Source organism: Prochlorococcus marinus XMU1405, from assembly GCF_017696275.1.
GTDB lineage: Bacteria > Cyanobacteriota > Cyanobacteriia > PCC-6307 > Cyanobiaceae > Prochlorococcus_A > Prochlorococcus_A marinus_AB.
Genome location: NZ_JAAORF010000001.1, coordinates 303,913 through 321,337 on the forward strand (window position 1 = coordinate 303,913; position 17,425 = coordinate 321,337).

The window sequence follows — 17,425 nt, forward strand, 5'->3', positions numbered from 1 at the left end:
AATTTGCATTACTGAGTTTTCAAGGAATTTTTGACTAAAAATTGTTAATATTTTGGTCACAATTCTCAAAGTAAAACGCCAAAATAAGAAAAATAACTAAAAAAATGGCAACTATCAGATTCATCCGCGAAGATTTAGAAGTTCAATGTAACCCTGGTGAAAATTTAAGGGAACTAGTAATGAAAGAGAACTTACAACTTTATGGTTTAAAAGGTATTTTAGGAAATTGTGGAGGGGCAGGGCAGTGCAGTACTTGTTTTATTTCAGTTGAAGGAGGAAACAAAAATTCTCTAAGCCCTCTTACTTCTGTTGAGGAAGAAAAACTTAAAAATAGGCCGGATAATTGGCGACTTGCGTGCCAAACGTTAATAAAATCTTCTGCAGTGATCTTAACAAAACCACAATCTCCACCTTCAAATTTAGAAGAACTAAAAAAAAATAGCGAAAATAAAAAATTACCTCGCTAATTGTTTAAGACTGTTAATTAGTTGATAAAAATTTGTTTATTTTTCCACTTTATTTCAAGTTATATGTCTATAGTCTTAATACCTAATAGAACTGTCCACTAAATGGAAACAACTAATTTCGGATTCGTAGCTAGCCTTTTATTTGTAGGAGTACCAACAATATTCCTTATAGGTTTATTTATTTCTACTCAAGACGGCGAAAAATCAAGCTTTTACTCAGAATCTGGTAAAGGTAAGCTTGGCCCAAAACGCTAAAGCTTTTATAAATGCTTAGCATTTCTGTAAAAGAATTTTTATTTTGGAAAAAAACACAACTTTCTAAGGGGGGAGATCATCAATCTCTTGCTCTTTTACTTGATTCTGTAGGCGGTATATCAAAAAGTGATCTAAATTCGCTTAATATAAAACCTGAAGGAAACTTATATTTAAAAAAAAACTTAGATTATTTAGAATCTATTTGGGAAGATCATTTATTGAAATCTTGCCCAATTCAATATCTTTGTGGAATAGCTTTTTGGAGGGATCTAAAATTAGAAGTTACAGATAAAGTACTTATTCCTAGGCCAGAGACAGAACTTATAGTCGACATCGTAAGGAAGATATTCAGACAGAATTCACAAAAATTATTTTTTGCTGAATTAGGAACTGGATCAGGCGCTATAAGTATTGCGTTAGCATTGGCTTATCCATTTAGCGAAGGTGTAGCAACTGATATAGATCAAGACGCATTAGAAATAGCTACTAAAAATTATATAAATTCTTCCAAACAATCAAATTTGAAATTTTATTGTGGAAATTGGTGGTCACCTCTTGAAAATTTTAAAGGAAAATTAGACCTTGCCATTTCAAACCCGCCATATATTCCTAAAGATACTTATGAAAAATTACCCAAAGAAGTTAAAAATTTCGAACCTAAAGTTGCTTTATTAGGCGGCGATGATGGTTTAAAACACATTAGGGAAATAATACAAAAAGCACCCATATTTTTAAAAGAGAAGGGCTGGTTAATTTTAGAGAATCATTTTGATCAAGGCGAAAAAGTAAAACAACTTTTTATTAAAAATAAATTTACATCAATAGAAATTGTGAATGATTTTTCAGGTATTGGTAGGTTTACCATTGGAAGATATAAATAAATTATTACAAGTTCATAATTTAAATGAATCTAGTAGACTGCAAATCCGCTTTGAAGACACTTAAAAGTGGTTTACCTATAATCTTCCCAACTGATACATTACCTGCAATTGGATGCTTGCCAAAATTTTCAAATATTATTTATGAGTTTAAACAAAGGGATAGAGATAAACCCTTAATTCTTATGGGGTCAGAACATAAACAATTAATTGATTATGTACACGAATCAGCTAAAGAAGATTACGAAAATATAGCTTCAAAATATTGGCCTGGAGCTCTGACAATGGTTATTCCTGCTTCAGAAAAGCAGACTACAATCCTCACAAGCAATGATCTCACTCTTGGGTTGAGGATTCCAAATTCATATATGGCTCAATCTCTCATGAGAGAAACAGGTCCATTGTTAACTTCAAGTGCAAATATTTCAGGTTTTAAAGGATCTATTACAGTTGAAGGTATTGCTCTAGACTTTCCTTCTGTAAAAATTTTGGGTCCTATCCCCTGGGGAAAAAGAAGTGGAAAAGCAAGTACTATTATATTTTGGAAGAAAAGTGGAGATTGGAGACTGATTAGAGAAGGAGAAGTATTAGTAAGGGAATTGTATTAATGTTGTTATTATTATTTTTTGTTTTATTGATTCAATTTTTTACTTATTGGATATTTGAACCCCTTGTATCTTTTTTAGAGTATGTTCTCGAAATAAGATTGATTCCTATAATTGCTCTGGTAGGTTTAGTCTTTTTATTTTCAGCGAAGAATATTGAACAGAATTAAATAAATCAAAATGCCGGCTAACAGATTTGAACTGATGACCTTCGCTTTACAAAAGCGCTGCTCTACCGCTGAGCTAAGCCGGCAATCTCTCCATCTTACAATCAGGAAGGCTCTATTATGAGTATTTTTTTTGCTTTTTTTAAATTTATTACTTTTTGATATCTTTATTAACTTTATCAGTTTTTTTGAATTTTATTTCTCCTGAAATAGTTCTTTTGATTGGTAAATTGGCCACTAATGCAGTCATTCTATCCTCAGTCTCTAAACTTACTGCCACCTCATCAAAATCAATTTCAACATATTTAGCAACAACATCAAGAATCTCTTTCCTCATTTTATCTAAAAGATCAGTTGTTAAAGAACTCATATCAACTCTGTCATGAGCCAGTACAAGTTGTAATCTTTCTCTTGCTGTATTAGCACTAGACGTTTCTCTGCCTAGTAATTTATTTATAAGATCTCTAAGAGTCATCATTTTAAAAAACCTTTGTTTGCATTAATCTCATGAATTTATCTTTAAGACTTTTGCCTTCTTTTTTAGGATCGATAATTGGTACATCTTTATTTGTAAGTCTTTGAGAAACATTCAAATAACATTTTTTTGCAGGAGATCTACTATCTGAGAGTGTCAGTGGCTCCCCCCTATTTGTACTTATTATTACCTGTTCATCTTCTAAAACAATACCTAATAAAGGCAAAGAAAGGATCCCTTGAACATCTTCGATGGATAACATTTCTTGACTAGCCATCATGTTCGGGCGAACTCTATTGATTACAAGTTGAATAGGCTCAATATCTGAAGTATTGAGAATCCCTATTACTCTATCTGCATCCCTCACTGCGGATAATTCTGGGTTAGTAACAACAATAGCTTCTTTACAGGCTGCAAGAGCATTTTTAAAGCCATCTTCTACACCAGCAGGACAATCTACTAAGACAAAATCAAAGTTCTCACTAAGTAGCTCACTAATTTTTTTCATATCTTCTGGCTTCATCCAATCCAACATCCTTGGATCTCCAGCAGGTAGAAGAGCAAGATTAGGCTCCTTTTTATGTCTAACCAATGCTTGGTCGAGACGACAGTTCTTGTCTAGAACATCTTGAGCCGTATAAATGATGCGATTTTCTAATCCTAGAAGAAGATCTAAATTTCTTAAGCCAAAATCAGCATCTAATACAGCAGTTGTTGCTCCGCTATTAGCAAGTGCTATTCCTAGGTTTGCAGTTAAAGTTGTTTTACCAACCCCTCCCTTACCTGAACAGATTAATATTGTGCGAGTATTCTTCCCCACGATTTTTAAGATTTTACAAATAATAAAGCCACTTGCAGAAAGTTAAATATTTTAAAGATTAAGTAATTCTTAAATTTATCTAGTTTAAATTTATTTATTGCAAATTATTGATTAATTTTTATTTTCTATTAGGTGTGGTTTGATAATTATTGTTTGTTTATCTATTATTGCAATTTCTGGATAGCAATTTTTGGGTTTTTCCTTTGGTCCAATTGCTATTATATCTGCAATTCTTAACTGTAAAGGGTTTAGATAAAGTGATGCAATAGATGCATTTTTATTTCCACTTTTCCCTGCGAATGCGATCCCTAGTAATTTTCCCCAAACGTAAATATTTTTCTTAGCGGAAACTATTGCTCCTGGATTAACGTCTCCAATAATGCATAGGTTTCCATTTGAAGATATTCTTTCACCCGATCGTACTGTTCCTTTGTGAAGAATATCGTCTTTCTTTTTTGAATTGAATGATAGCAACTGATTTTGCATCTCTTGCTCTTTTACATAAGCTGAATCAATTTTTAAGAACTTTCCACTTATTATTGTATCTCTATTATTTGAGTAAATGCATAAGGAACAAATATTAATTTTGTCAAAATGATTTTTTAATTTTAATAATTGATGAGAACTTATTGACTCATTGACTGCGAAAATTTTTGCTTCTAAAGGTTCTTTGATGGATGAAAATCTTTTGAAAATTTCATGGAGATTATCTAAATCTAACAAAGAAAAAATTTCTAAATATTTACTTTTACTGTTTTTTAAAACGATTTCCATTGAATTAAATCTAGGAATTGTTTTTTATTAATGAAATTTCATTTTTAATTTCATTTTTGATCATATCTGGATAAATAATAAAAGAGCTTTCATCGGATCTCATTAAAGTTTTTATTAATGCGGAACTATTTTCTAATGCGCTTTGATAAGTGCCGTCCCATATTTTTAGAGCATTATTAGATTCAAAACCTTTGAAAGACCTTTCCTTAATCCCGCAAAATATTTCTGAATCATAACCATTCTTTTCACATAATTTTGTGGCAAATGCAAGGATTTTTAATCTATTAATTTTACTTAAAAAACTTATGTCTGATGCCTTTAATAAATCCCTGTCAATAAACATTTTACATAGTGTAGAAAGTGGTTCAAAAGATTCATCTTTCCATCTAATCAAATGATAATAAAAGGTTACATCATCATTTCTTATGAAATCATCAAAATCAACCTTTGATGGTGAAAAAATCCATTTATGCAGAGAATTATCTAACCAAATATTCTTTTCATAATTATGTTTTATTGTGTGTAATATTTTTCCCAGAATCCATGTTGATATTTCGTTTATCTTGTGATTGTAGATTGTTCTATACATCAAGTTTCTAAGTACAAGGAAATGCTCAATAGCGATCACTCCTTTTGGTTTGATTCCGATATTTCCATCAGGTAAAAAGGTGAGAGCTGAAATTATTCTCTCTAAATCTACTAAGCCATAATTAGTCCCTGTATTGTAACTATCGCGTAAAAGATAATCAAGACGATCGCAATCTATCTCACTACTTATCAATGTTCTTAAAGGTTTTGAAAATAGTTGTTTTGATTGATATAATCCTCCAATTTTTCTGGGTAATTCGTTGTCATACTTTTTGAGGATTGATTTTATTGGAGAATAATTTGTCACTAAGTTTTCAGACCATTGTTCGTGATCATGCATGAATATTGTTTCACTGGTATGGCTTAAGGGTCCATGACCTAAATCATGTAGTAGAGCTGCTCCATAAAGAACAAATTTATTTTCACTAAAAGAAGGTTTACTTTCAATTAATCTCTTATAAATTTTTCTAGCTATACAAAAAACACCAATTGAGTGAGTAAATCTACTCGATTCTGCACCATGGAAAAGTAATGATGCCGCTCCAAGTTGTTTTATTCTTCTAAGTCTTTGAAAAGCGACTGTATCAATTAATTCCATAATCATTAATTCTTCTGGCTTTCCTGCATCAAATACTATTTCTTTATGAATTGGGTCATGAAAAATTCTTTTAATACTCATATTCTTAAGATTTTTTATTTTCAATCTTTAGCCATTTAAAGATTTAATTTCTTCATTGTTTAATTCAAGTGTTTGAACTGGAACTTCTTTTTTTTCTAGAAGCGACCCTAAAAATAATTCCGCATTCCTCACCCATTTATCGTCAGTACTTCCAAAATCACTTGCATCAGGTAGATCAAGTAATTTGTCAGGTGTTATACCTTGGCCTTGAATATTATTACCATCTGGTGTTAAGTAACTAGCCACTGTTATAGCAATACCACTTTCCTCTCCCAAACTTTTTAGGGATTGAATTAAACCTTTACCATAAGTTTGTTCTCCCATAAGAATTGACCTCTCATTATCTTGTAAAGAACCAGCAAGTATTTCACTAGCACTTGCAGTGCCTTTATTTACTAAAGTCACCATTGGCCCATCAAAAGATGTCTCTTTTTGAGAAATAATTGCATCTTTGATTCCATTTCTATCTTTTGTCTCGACTACGGGTTTCTCAATTAAAAATGAATCTGCAACTGCAATACCTGAGCTTACTAGTCCCCCTGAATTATTTCTAAGATCCAAGATTAAGCCTTCAACCTCTTTCTCTTTTAACTCTTGAAGAGCCTCTTCAACTTTTTTAGGTACGCTTTCACTAAATTGAGTTATCCTTAAATATCCTATTGTGTGAGAATCGTCTCTTAATCTTTTTGTTCTAACTGGTCTTAGATCTACTGATCTCCTCTCTAAATCGACTTCCCTAATTTCTCCTGATTCCGTAGATAATTCAATTAAAACTTTTGTTCCTGATTCACCTCTTAACTTAGAGGCGGTACTTGCAAGCCCTAATTTTTCTGATGAGATTCCATCCACTGTTTCGATAATGTCCCCGCTTACTATTCCAGCTTCTTCAGCTGGCGACCCCCCAAGAGTAGAAATAACTTTAACTTTATTGCTATCATCTTCACCTAATTGAAGCCCCACACCATTAATTTCACTCCCAAAATTACTTGATTTCAGTAGCTCATAATCTTTGGGGCGTAAAACTCTCGTGTAGGGATCGTCTAGAGGTCTTAACATGTCTTCAATTGCGGAATAAGCCTCTTCACTTGTTTCAATTTGTTTCTGTAACGTTTTTTGTCTAATTCTTTTCCATTGGATTTCATCAAACTTTTCTGGATCATAAAAACCTTCGTTTACCAAGGTCCAAGCGTCAAGTACTAATTGCCTGCTATCACTGAGAGCATCCACTCTTTCCATCAACAAAAGATTGATAGAAAAAACTATAATCATTGATGCAGTGATTATAGTTTTGAATGTTAAAAGTTTGTTAAAAGATGAATTCATTGGGTTAAGTGTTAACACCAAGTATAAGAATTTTAAGTAAGCTCTTTATATCAAAGCTAATTTTTTTTTGGATGGCGAATTCTTCATCTGTTTATGATTGGTTTCAAGAAAGACTTGAAATCCAAGACATAACTGACGACGTAACTTCCAAGTACGTACCCCCTCACGTAAATATTTTTTATTGTTTAGGAGGCATAACTTTAGTATGCTTCCTAATTCAATTTGCAACAGGTTTTGCAATGACTTTTTACTATAAGCCAACAGTTACACAAGCTTATAGTTCAGTCAGTTATTTAATGACCGATGTAAGTTTTGGATGGTTAATAAGATCTGTGCATAGATGGAGTGCATCAATGATGGTATTGATGTTAATCCTTCATGTCTTTAGGGTTTATCTTACCGGAGGTTTTAAGAGGCCAAGAGAATTAACTTGGGTTACAGGTGTTGTAATGGCAGTTATAACTGTCGCTTTTGGAGTGACTGGATACTCCCTACCTTGGGATCAGGTGGGTTATTGGGCAGTTAAGATTGTTTCAGGTGTTCCTGCTGCAATACCAGTAATAGGTGACTTTATGGTTGAACTACTTAGAGGTGGAGAAAGTGTTGGTCAATCCACATTAACCAGATTTTATAGTCTTCACACTTTTGTATTACCTTGGTCATTAGCAGTCTTCATGTTGATGCACTTTTTAATGATTCGTAAACAGGGTATTTCAGGTCCTTTATAAACTCCTATACTTAAACCATTATTCGTTCTCCATATGTCTACTTTAAAAAAACCAGATCTATCTGATCCAAAGTTGAGAGCAAAGTTAGCTAAAGGCATGGGCCATAATTATTATGGTGAACCAGCTTGGCCAAATGATTTACTATATATCTTCCCGGTAGTCATCTTAGGAACTATTGCCTGTGTAGTTGGATTAGCAGTTCTTGATCCTGCAATGTTGGGAGACAAAGCTAACCCTTTTGCAACACCCCTTGAAATACTTCCTGAATGGTATCTTTACCCAGTTTTTCAAATACTTAGAGTTGTTCCTAATAAACTTTTGGGTATTGCACTCCAAACATTAATTCCACTTGGATTAATGATTTTACCCTTTATCGAAAACGTTAATAAATTTTCTAATCCATTTAGAAGACCAATAGCAATGTCTGTTTTTTTATTCGGAACTTTTCTAACAATATACCTAGGTATTGGGGCATGCTTGCCAATTGATAAATCATTAACTTTAGGTCTATTTTAGACTCAAATTTCAAACATATCTATATCGTTATACTCATTCCTTAAAAAATGATTCATTAATAAAAATCCAACAATTGTCCAAGTTTGATATGTTCTTGATTGTTGTCCAACCCAAGTACCTGTAGGGCCATCAAAATATTCTGCCCATTCTTGCTTAGGCAATTGATTAAGTTGACACCAATATGATTCCTCTATTAAAGATTTCATTTCTTCCATGAGGATCACATCATCTGAACCGTAATGTTTTTGATGTAATAGGACAGCTGTACCAAAAAACCAAAGTAAGCTTGGCCAATGACCACCGTTATGGTAACTCCAAGGCCAATTCTTTGGATCGGATCCAGTTTTATTTTGCCATTCCTCGACATCCATATGAGGATGACAAATTCTCATCGGCATTTGAGCCATCAAATGCTGTCTGTTATGTAAAACTAATCTAAATAAGGCTCTTTGTTCTTCAGGAGGCAGAACTCCGAACATACATGCTAAAGAATTGCCTAAACTGTAAAATCGAAAGTCAGGCCTTCCTGTCCTAATATTTCCTATTAAGTAACCACCTCTATTCTCTAACCAATCTTGTAGCCATGAGGGAACCACTTGAGGTTGAACGTTAAATTCATTGAAGTGTTGATCATCACCATACTGCTCAGTTGGCCTTCTTCTTAAAATTTGCATTGTTTGGCTGGTAACCCAATAATGCTTTAAAAGAAAACTTCCTAAATCCTTAACCCATTGATTTGTAAGAATAAGTCTTTGGTCTAAAAGTCTACTAACATGATCTGCTCTACTTAATTCCATTAAGTTAATGCAACTTTTTAAACATCCATGAAGTAAAACTTCAACTTCTAGAGGCGCTCCCCATACATCCATGGGTCTATCAATCATAAATGCGCAATCTGGAACAAAAAGTACTGGAGTACCCTCAAATGTTGGATGTAGAACTAGATCTAGTAGAAGTTGAATACCTCTTTGAACGCTTTGACTTTTTCCAAAGGCATAATCACCGCTTTTATTGACATAATACCAACATAAAATTGGCCACCATAAACTTGCATCAGCTGAAGTAATCCTCCCTATTGATCTCTGACCATAGTCTCCAATAAGCTGTCCATTTTCTTCAACGAAACTAGTAGGAAATACACCACGCGTTTGATAATTAGAGCTTTGTAACTCAAGGCATACACTTAGGAACTTTTTGACAATTTCGTAACGTTTTTGGGTAATGAGGTAAATCATTACGGGAACATTGTCTCTTAAAAATATTTCTCCATAATTTAATTTTTTATTTTTTGTTGGGTGTTCTAGTGCAGCGACGCTTCCCACTAACTCGCCTGATATCTCAACCAAAGTCTTCTCGAAGTGTTTTTTTGCATTTGTTACAATTTTCTCCTCATCAGAACTTGGCCTTACTCTTAAATTTTTTTGACTAAATCTTTCTGCCATTTCATTTATATCCCTTTATTTAAGCCTAGTTGTTTAATGAGACTTTGATCAAATAAAAAATTAATAAAAAATTTTTGTATAAAAGGTTGCACAATTACAGTCGGATGGTTTAGTATTTTCTTCTGGGCAAAAATATATTTTTTGCATTATTCAATTTATTACCCTAAATCTGATTTTTGGTAAATAAATGAATTTTTTGAAGATTTGACTTCAGTCATTATTTTCAGCCAGAAGAGGGGTTTTCCCTTCGAAGTGAGTTATTCATTTATTGTTTAACTCTGCACCTAGAAAATTTAAAAACTTAGGAACTGATGCTTTTATTGCGTCAAGAATAACTAAATATTTTTTGGTTATTTCAAGATGTAAATGCAATAAAGGTGTGAGGTCCCGTCAAGAATATATAAAATGTCATCAATTGCTAACTTTTGGCTTTGATGCAAACGGATCTGAGATCTTGGAAAGTCACTTTAGAAATATTTTTAATGTGCACTCAATGTAATCCTTAGAATTTAAGGAGGCTGAAACTAAATACAAAAAATTGAATTTTTATTTGGTTTAAGCAATTCAATTTGAGTAGATTTATCTACAAAAGGATTTGAACACAACGGAGAGTTTGATCCTGGCTCAGGATGAACGCTGGCGGCGTGCTTAACACATGCAAGTCGAACGAACCTTCGGGTTAGTGGCGGACGGGTGAGTAACGCGTGAGAATCTGCCCTCAGGAGGGGGATAACGGTTGGAAACGACCGCTAATACCCCATATGCCTACTGGTGAAATGAATTTCGCCTGAGGATGAGCTCGCGTCTGATTAGCTAGTTGGTGAGGTAATGGCTCACCAAGGCTTCGATCAGTAGCTGGTCTGAGAGGATGATCAGCCACACTGGGACTGAGACACGGCCCAGACTCCTACGGGAGGCAGCAGTGGGGAATTTTCCGCAATGGGCGAAAGCCTGACGGAGCAACGCCGCGTGAGGGACGAAGGCCTCTGGGCTGTAAACCTCTTTTCTCAAGGAAGAAGATATGACGGTACTTGAGGAATAAGCCACGGCTAATTCCGTGCCAGCAGCCGCGGTAATACGGGAGTGGCAAGCGTTATCCGGAATTATTGGGCGTAAAGCGTCCGCAGGCGGCTTTTCAAGTCTGCTGTTAAAGCGTGGAGCTTAACTCCATCATGGCAGTGGAAACTGAAAGGCTTGAGTATGGTAGGGGCAGAGGGAATTCCCGGTGTAGCGGTGAAATGCGTAGATATCGGGAAGAACACCAGTGGCGAAGGCGCTCTGCTGGGCCATTACTGACGCTCATGGACGAAAGCCAGGGGAGCGAAAGGGATTAGATACCCCTGTAGTCCTGGCCGTAAACGATGAACACTAGGTGTCGGGGGAATCGACCCCTTCGGTGTCGTAGCTAACGCGTTAAGTGTTCCGCCTGGGGAGTACGCACGCAAGTGTGAAACTCAAAGGAATTGACGGGGGCCCGCACAAGCGGTGGAGTATGTGGTTTAATTCGATGCAACGCGAAGAACCTTACCAGGGTTTGACATCCTGCGAACCTCTTAGAAATTTGAGGGTGCCTTCGGGAATGCAGTGACAGGTGGTGCATGGCTGTCGTCAGCTCGTGTCGTGAGATGTTGGGTTAAGTCCCGCAACGAGCGCAACCCACGTTTTTAGTTGCCAGCATTTAGTTGGGCACTCTAGAAAGACCGCCGGTGATAAACCGGAGGAAGGTGTGGATGACGTCAAGTCATCATGCCCCTTACACCCTGGGCTACACACGTACTACAATGCTACGGACAAAGGGCAGCAAACTCGCGAGAGCTAGCAAATCCCATAAACCGTGGCTCAGTTCAGATCGTAGGCTGCAACTCGCCTACGTGAAGTAGGAATCGCTAGTAATCGCAGGTCAGCATACTGCGGTGAATACGTTCCCGGGCCTTGTACACACCGCCCGTCACACCATGGAAGTTGGCCATGCCCGAAGTCGTTACTCCAACCCTTGTGGAGGAGGACGCCGAAGGTGGGGCTAATGACTGGGGTGAAGTCGTAACAAGGTAGCCGTACCGGAAGGTGCGGCTGGATCACCTCCTAACAGGGAGACAACAAAATGTTTAATATTATTATTTTGTCACCTTAGGTCGATCGGTATCTCACGTTCTTATTTATTAAGAATTTCATTTCCTAAGTTTTTCTAGGTCACACCCATTATTTTTCCTGGGCCATTAGCTCAGGTGGTTAGAGCGCACCCCTGATAAGGGTGAGGTCCCTGGTTCAAGTCCAGGATGGCCCATATCTCTATGTTGGGGGTATAGCTCAGTTGGTAGAGCGCCTGCTTTGCAAGCAGGATGTCAGCGGTTCGAGTCCGCTTACCTCCACTGATTACCACCTCTTACATATTCTGTAGAAAGGAAATGTTTTGAGTTGTGATCTAATTCTGAACGATTCTAGCTTCCTAATTAAATCATTAAGATGCTGGACTCATTGAATTAATTTCATTGTTTTCAGAGAACCTTGACAACTGCATAGATTATTTTAAAGACAATAAGCATCTTTAGTGATGCAGATTTATTATTTGTGCGAATGCATTAATAACAATTCTATTAAGCTGATGCTTCAATTTTGAAGTTATTGGTCAAGCTACAAAGGGCTCACGGAGGATACCTAGGCACACAGAGGCGATGAAGGACGTGGTTACCTGCGATAAGTCTCGGGGAGTTGGAAGCACACTTTGATCCGGGAATTTCCGAATGGGGCAACCCCATGTACGGCCAACTGAATATATAGGTTGGTGCGAGCTAACCCAGCGAACTGAAACATCTTAGTAGCTGGAGGAAGAGAAAGTAAATAACGACTCCCTCAGTAGCGGCGAGCGAACGGGGAAAAGCCCAAACCGATAGTCTTGACTATCGGGGTTGTGGGACAGCAATATGGATCAACAAGTCTAGAAGAAACGTTTGAATGGCGTGCCACAGAGGGTGAAAGCCCCGTAATCGAAAGATAAGTTGACCTAGCTGTATCCCGAGTAGCACGGAGCACGTGGAATTCCGTGTGAATCTGCGAGGACCACCTCGTAAGGCTAAGTACTACTGTGTGACCGATAGTGAAACAGTACCGCGAGGGAAAGGTGAAAAGAACCCCGGGAGGGGAGTGAAATAGAACATGAAACCGTGAGCTTACAAGCAATGGGAGCCCGACTAATCGGGTGACCGTGTGCCTGTTGAAGAATGAGCCGGCGACTTATAGGCACTGGCGGGTTAAACCGGAAATGGTGGAGCCACAGCGAAAGCGAGTCTTAATAGGGCGTTTGTCAGTGTTTATAGACCCGAACCCTGGTGATCTAACCATGGCCAGGATGAAGCTTGGGTGATACCAAGTGGAGGTCCGAACCGACTGAAGTTGAAAATTCAGCGGATGAGCTGTGGTTAGGGGTGAAATGCCAATCGAACCAGGAGCTAGCTGGTTCTCCCCGAAATACGTTGAGGCGTAGCGTCTAGTGCTCCAGCAGGGGGGTAAAGCAACCATTTCGGTGCGGGCTGCGAAAGCGGTACCAAATCGATATGAACTCTGAATACCCTGTGTGTAACTAGGCAGTCAGACTGTGGGGGATAAGCTCCATAGTCAAGAGGGAAACAGCCCAGACCGCCAGCTAAGGTCCCAAAATTAACGCTAAGTGATAAAGGAGGTGGGATTGCCCAGACAACCAGGAGGTTTGCCTAGAAGCAGCCATCCTCAAAGGAGTGCGTAATAGCTCACTGGTCGAGCGATCCTGCGCCGAAAATGAACGGGGCTAAGCGTTATACCGAAGCTGCGGATAAATTTATTTATGGTAGGGGAGCGTTCTATGTTGGGTGAAGCGTTAGCGTAAGCGGACGTGGACGGCATAGAAGTGAGAATGTCGGCTTGAGTAGCGAAAACATGGGTGAGAATCCCATGCCCCGAAACCCTAAGGGTTCCTCCGGCAGGCTCGTCCGCGGAGGGTTAGTCTGGACCTAAGGCGAGGCCGAAAGGCGTAGTCGATGGATAACAGGTCAATATTCCTGTACCAGATGTGTTTTGAGAAGGGGGACGGAGAAGGCTAACCAGGCCAGATGTTGGTTACTGGTTCAAGCGTTCGAGGCTTTGAGAGATGGAGAAAACATCTTGAGCTAAGGCGTGAGTACGAGCTGCTACGGCAGCGAAGTTGGTGATGTCATGCTTCCAAGAAAAGCCCTATACTCGTTAAGGCACAAATGCCAGTACCCGAAACCGACACAGGTGGGGTGGTAGAGAATACCGAGGGGCGCGAGATAACTCTCTCTAAGGAACTCGGCAAAATGGCCCCGTAACTTCGGGAGAAGGGGTGCCAGCGAGAGCTGGTCGCAGTGAAGAGGCGCAAGCGACTGTTTACCAAAAACACAGGTCTCCGCTAAGTCGCAAGACGATGTATGGGGGCTGACACCTGCCCAGTGCCGGAAGGTTAAGGAAGCTGGTTAGCTTTTAGTGAAGCTGGCGACTGAAGCCCCGGTGAACGGCGGCCGTAACTATAACGGTCCTAAGGTAGCGAAATTCCTTGTCGGGTAAGTTCCGACCCGCACGAAAGGTGTAACGATTTGCGCGCTGTCTCGGAGAGAGGCTCGGCGAAATAGAATTGTCTGTGAAGATGCGGACTACATACACCCGGACAGAAAGACCCTATGAAGCTTTACTGTAGTTTGATATTGTGCTCGGGCTCTGAATGCGCAGAATAGGTGGGAGACGTTGAAATAGTGCTTGTGGGTACTATTGAGTCATCGGTGAGATACCACTCTTTTAGAGCTAGGGTTCTAACGCTTACCCGTTATCCGGGAAGCGGACAGTATCTGATGGGCAGTTTGACTGGGGCGGTCGCCTCCTAAAAGGTAACGGAGGCGCACAAAGGTTCCCTCAGGCTGGTTGGAAATCAGTCGTTGAGTGCAAAAGCAGAAGGGAGCTTGACTGTGAGACCTACAAGTCGAACAGGGACGAAAGTCGGTTTTAGTGATCCGACGGTTCTGCGTGGAAGGGCCGTCGCTCAACGGATAAAAGTTACTCTAGGGATAACAGGCTGATCTCCCCCAAGAGTTCACATCGACGGGGAGGTTTGGCACCTCGATGTCGGCTCATCGCAACCTGGGGCTGAAGTCGGTCCCAAGGGTTGGGCTGTTCGCCCATTAAAGCGGTACGCGAGCTGGGTTCAGAACGTCGTGAGACAGTTCGGTCCATATCCGGTGTATGCGCAGGAATATTGAGAGGATTTCTCCCTAGTACGAGAGGACCGGGAGGAACGCACCTCTGGTGTGCCAGTTATCGTGCCAACGGTAAACGCTGGGTAGCCATGTGCGGAGTGGATAACCGCTGAAAGCATCTAAGTGGGAAGCCCACCTCAAGATGAGTATTGCCATGGCTTAAGCCAGTAAGGTCACGGGAAGAACACCCGTTGATAGGCTCTACGTGGAAGCTTGGTAACAAGTGCAGCGGAGGAGTACTAATAGACCGAGGGCTTGACCAAATAAACTTAATTTATTGTTTTTAATTTATATAATTTTCTATGCAGTTCTCAAGGTTCACACTATCCTGGTGTTCATGGCGATGTGGAACCACTCCGATCCATCTCGAACTCGGTTGTGAAACGCATCAGCGGCGAAAATATTTAGGGGGTAGCCCCTTGAGAAAATAGCTCAATGCCAGGTAAAAATATTTAAAAGGGTTTACTCTTCTTGAGTAAACCCTTTTCTATTTTTGGCATCTAGGACACCAATGGGTACTTCTTCCAGTTATTTTTTTTCTTTCAATTAAATTTCCGCATTTACGACATTCTTTTCCAGTTCTCCTATAGACATTTGTCTGTAAACCAAAATTCCCATTTTCTCCTTCCAAGTCCCTAAAATCACTAAATGTAGTGCCCCCAGAACCTATACTTTTTTTTAATACATTTACAATTGATTCTTTGAGCTTTATTAACTCATTCTTTTTTATTGTTCGAGCTTCTCTAAAAGGGGAGATGCCAGCAGAGTATAAACTTTCATCAGCATAAATATTACCTATACCTGCGACTATTGTTTGATCTAATAAAATAGCCTTTATAGATTTTGTTCTTTTTGAAATAACTTTCTTGAGGTAATTTGCATCAAAATCTTTAGAAAATGGCTCTGGTCCTAATGAACCTAATCCCTTAATTATTCTGTTAAGCGATAGGTCTTTATTAATCCACCACATTTGACCAAAACTTCTTACGTCAATGTACCTAAGCTCATTATTATTTTTATCGAAAAATCTTATTCTTGTATGTTTACAAGGATGACTTGAGTTTTCAATAAATTTAAAATATCCAGTCATTCTTAGATGAACTACAAGAAATCCGTTATTTTGTAGATTTTCTAGAGGAAATTGAGCATTCTCATTTTGAACTTCTTTTAATTGAGCTATTAAATATTTTCCTCTTCTATCCCATTTATTAATAAGTGAGTTCCGAAGTCCTTTAATGAATTCTTCTTTTTTTGTTGGGAATGCAACAGTTGAATCCCTACAGACTTCTACTTTTTTAATAATAAAGTTATTGAGTTTTTGTTCTAAACCTCTTCGAACTGTTTCTACTTCAGGTAATTCAGGCAATTATTTAAGCTTTTTCTAATTCACTTTCAGCGAAATTATTTGTATTTGCTCCACCATCAGTTCCGCTAATCCCAGCGTAATTTACTTTATCAAATCTGACTACACAGTTATATTTAATGCCTGAGGTATCAACTGAAGCAACTTTGCCTATTTCATTGTACCAATATGATTCTGGTCTTTTTACTCTTACGAGATCTCCTCTTGAAATAGCCATTTCTATTAATTTAACTTTTTGTAGAATAACCCATCATTAATATTCTTAGACAAATTATTCACACATATTAATTAAAAGTTTTAACAAAAATCATTTATTAAATTATTTTCGAATTCTTCTTTAGCAGGCTTACTTCCCATCCATTTCCTGCCAGGAATTCTTACATCTAACTCATTTGTATCACAATTGATTGAAAGAATCAGTTTTTTATTTTCTTGATTTAGTACGTTTAAAACTTTTCTACCTTTAATATCTATATATGATTTACTTTCAATAACTATAGGACCATAAATTTTTTTATCTAATTCAAGTAATTCTAATTCATTATTTTTTTTATTTTCAGTTGCTTTATAATTTTCTGAATTAATTATGTTCTTTTTTCTTATTATCAGTTTTTGACCAACTTTTATTGAATCAGGATTATTGAGTTTATTAATCTCTATCAGATCGATTACTTTTAAATTATATTTGTTTGATATCTCAGTAAGATTTTCACCAGTTTGAACAACATGATAATTATTTATCAAATCTGATTGTTTTGCAAGATTTTCAGTAGATTTGGAGATAATAAGATTTTGGCCAATAAAGATATAATTTTCGTCTTTTAAGTTATTTAATTTGATGATTAAATCTTTATTTATCGAATAGAATTTTGAAATACTTGATATTGTATCTCCACTTTTAACAATGTGAATTTTTTTTATTTCAGTTTTTTCTTCAGTAATTGATTCTTTTCTAGCAATATTTTCAATTTTATTTTTTTCTGAAAAAATATTTTCTTCTGATTTTATCAATGATTGATTTAAAAAATTAATAAATATGGCAATTACTAAAAATGCAAATTTCATAAAACTCACTATTTATTTAAAGATAATCTTTAAATTTAAAATC

General features: G+C 37.4%; 16 protein-coding genes, 3 tRNA genes and 3 rRNA genes. 12 read left to right on the forward strand and 10 right to left on the reverse strand.

The annotated features are described in order from the left end of the window. Window positions 1–104 precede the first annotated feature (104 nt). From HA148_RS01665 to HA148_RS01680, 4 genes are all read left to right on the forward strand, one after another. On the forward strand, window positions 105–467 hold the full coding sequence (locus HA148_RS01665) for a 2Fe-2S iron-sulfur cluster-binding protein (RefSeq protein ID WP_209129649.1): 363 nt from the start codon (window positions 105–107) through the stop codon (window positions 465–467). Window positions 468–569: 102 nt separating this feature from the next. Next, the gene (gene psbM, locus HA148_RS01670) at window positions 570–722 is read left to right on the forward strand and encodes a photosystem II reaction center protein PsbM (RefSeq protein WP_042849813.1); all 153 of its coding nucleotides are present in this window, start codon (window positions 570–572) and stop codon (window positions 720–722) included. A gap of 11 nt (window positions 723–733) precedes the next feature. Continuing rightward, window positions 734–1,603 (forward strand): peptide chain release factor N(5)-glutamine methyltransferase, encoded by an 870-nt coding sequence (prmC, locus tag HA148_RS01675; RefSeq protein ID WP_209129651.1) that lies wholly within the window; start codon window positions 734–736, stop codon window positions 1,601–1,603. 23 nt (window positions 1,604–1,626) lie between these two features. Beyond that, window positions 1,627–2,208: an L-threonylcarbamoyladenylate synthase gene (locus HA148_RS01680; protein ID WP_209129654.1), complete on the forward strand. Its 582-nt coding sequence runs from the start codon at window positions 1,627–1,629 to the stop codon at window positions 2,206–2,208. A gap of 178 nt (window positions 2,209–2,386) precedes the next feature. On the opposite strand, the gene HA148_RS01685 is transcribed toward HA148_RS01680, so the two are convergent. The 6 genes from HA148_RS01685 to ctpZ form a co-directional block, all read right to left on the reverse strand. Continuing rightward, window positions 2,387–2,458 (reverse strand) — tRNA-Thr (locus tag HA148_RS01685). Between the two features lie 65 nt (window positions 2,459–2,523). Further along, window positions 2,524–2,850 (reverse strand): cell division topological specificity factor MinE, encoded by a 327-nt coding sequence (gene minE / locus HA148_RS01690; protein WP_209129656.1) that lies wholly within the window; start codon window positions 2,848–2,850, stop codon window positions 2,524–2,526. Window position 2,851: 1 nt separating this feature from the next. Then, on the reverse strand, window positions 2,852–3,667 hold the full coding sequence (gene minD / locus HA148_RS01695; RefSeq protein WP_025945660.1) for a septum site-determining protein MinD: 816 nt from the start codon (window positions 3,665–3,667) through the stop codon (window positions 2,852–2,854). Between the two features lie 111 nt (window positions 3,668–3,778). Next, window positions 3,779–4,441 carry a septum site-determining protein MinC gene (locus tag HA148_RS01700; protein ID WP_209129658.1) on the reverse strand — a complete coding sequence of 221 codons (663 nt, stop codon included), beginning with the start codon at window positions 4,439–4,441 and terminating at the stop codon, window positions 3,779–3,781. A gap of 10 nt (window positions 4,442–4,451) precedes the next feature. Next, window positions 4,452–5,708, reverse strand: coding sequence for an HD domain-containing protein (locus HA148_RS01705; RefSeq protein ID WP_209129660.1), 1,257 nt, complete (start codon window positions 5,706–5,708; stop codon window positions 4,452–4,454). Between the two features lie 27 nt (window positions 5,709–5,735). Further along, entirely contained in the window at window positions 5,736–7,031 is a 1,296-nt protein-coding gene (gene ctpZ / locus HA148_RS01710; protein WP_209129662.1) for a carboxyl-terminal processing protease CtpZ, read from the reverse strand. A gap of 71 nt (window positions 7,032–7,102) precedes the next feature. Here ctpZ and petB point away from each other — a divergent pair, with 71 nt between their 5' ends. Together petB and petD are read left to right on the forward strand one after the other, a co-directional pair. After that, window positions 7,103–7,759: a cytochrome b6 gene (gene petB, locus HA148_RS01715; protein ID WP_011817812.1), complete on the forward strand. Its 657-nt coding sequence runs from the start codon at window positions 7,103–7,105 to the stop codon at window positions 7,757–7,759. 33 nt (window positions 7,760–7,792) lie between these two features. Further along, the gene (gene petD / locus HA148_RS01720; RefSeq protein WP_002808353.1) at window positions 7,793–8,275 is read left to right on the forward strand and encodes a cytochrome b6-f complex subunit IV; all 483 of its coding nucleotides are present in this window, start codon (window positions 7,793–7,795) and stop codon (window positions 8,273–8,275) included. A gap of 2 nt (window positions 8,276–8,277) precedes the next feature. Here petD and HA148_RS01725 read toward each other — a convergent pair whose 3' ends face one another. Beyond that, window positions 8,278–9,717 carry a glycoside hydrolase 100 family protein gene (locus tag HA148_RS01725; protein ID WP_209129664.1) on the reverse strand — a complete coding sequence of 480 codons (1,440 nt, stop codon included), beginning with the start codon at window positions 9,715–9,717 and terminating at the stop codon, window positions 8,278–8,280. A 268-nt stretch (window positions 9,718–9,985) separates the two neighbouring features. On the opposite strand from HA148_RS01725, the gene HA148_RS01730 reads away from it, so the two are divergent. The 6 genes from HA148_RS01730 (at window position 9,986) to rrf (ending at window position 15,398) form a co-directional block, all read left to right on the forward strand. Next, window positions 9,986–10,216: a hypothetical protein gene (locus HA148_RS01730; RefSeq protein WP_209129666.1), complete on the forward strand. Its 231-nt coding sequence runs from the start codon at window positions 9,986–9,988 to the stop codon at window positions 10,214–10,216. Between the two features lie 102 nt (window positions 10,217–10,318). Further along, window positions 10,319–11,803, forward strand: a 16S ribosomal RNA gene (locus HA148_RS01735). Between the two features lie 124 nt (window positions 11,804–11,927). Next, a tRNA-Ile gene (locus HA148_RS01740) sits at window positions 11,928–12,001 on the forward strand. A 12-nt stretch (window positions 12,002–12,013) separates the two neighbouring features. After that, window positions 12,014–12,086 (forward strand) — tRNA-Ala (locus HA148_RS01745). 255 nt (window positions 12,087–12,341) lie between these two features. After that, window positions 12,342–15,217 (forward strand): 23S ribosomal RNA (locus HA148_RS01750). A 64-nt stretch (window positions 15,218–15,281) separates the two neighbouring features. Then, window positions 15,282–15,398 (forward strand): 5S ribosomal RNA (rrf, locus tag HA148_RS01755). Together the 16S, 23S and 5S rRNA genes with 2 tRNA genes alongside form the textbook arrangement of a ribosomal RNA operon. A 43-nt stretch (window positions 15,399–15,441) precedes the next feature. Here the strand turns inward: rrf and HA148_RS01760 are convergent. The 3 genes from HA148_RS01760 to HA148_RS01770 all read right to left on the reverse strand — a co-directional run bounded on the left by HA148_RS01760 (window position 15,442) and on the right by HA148_RS01770 (window position 17,382). Then, on the reverse strand, window positions 15,442–16,320 hold the full coding sequence (locus HA148_RS01760) for a DNA-formamidopyrimidine glycosylase (protein WP_209129668.1): 879 nt from the start codon (window positions 16,318–16,320) through the stop codon (window positions 15,442–15,444). Between the two features lie 4 nt (window positions 16,321–16,324). Then, on the reverse strand, window positions 16,325–16,534 hold the full coding sequence (locus tag HA148_RS01765; protein WP_011817817.1) for a photosystem I reaction center subunit IV: 210 nt from the start codon (window positions 16,532–16,534) through the stop codon (window positions 16,325–16,327). An 80-nt stretch (window positions 16,535–16,614) separates the two neighbouring features. Then, entirely contained in the window at window positions 16,615–17,382 is a 768-nt protein-coding gene (locus tag HA148_RS01770) for a LysM peptidoglycan-binding domain-containing protein (RefSeq protein ID WP_209129671.1), read from the reverse strand. Between the last annotated feature and the right edge of the window lie 43 nt (window positions 17,383–17,425).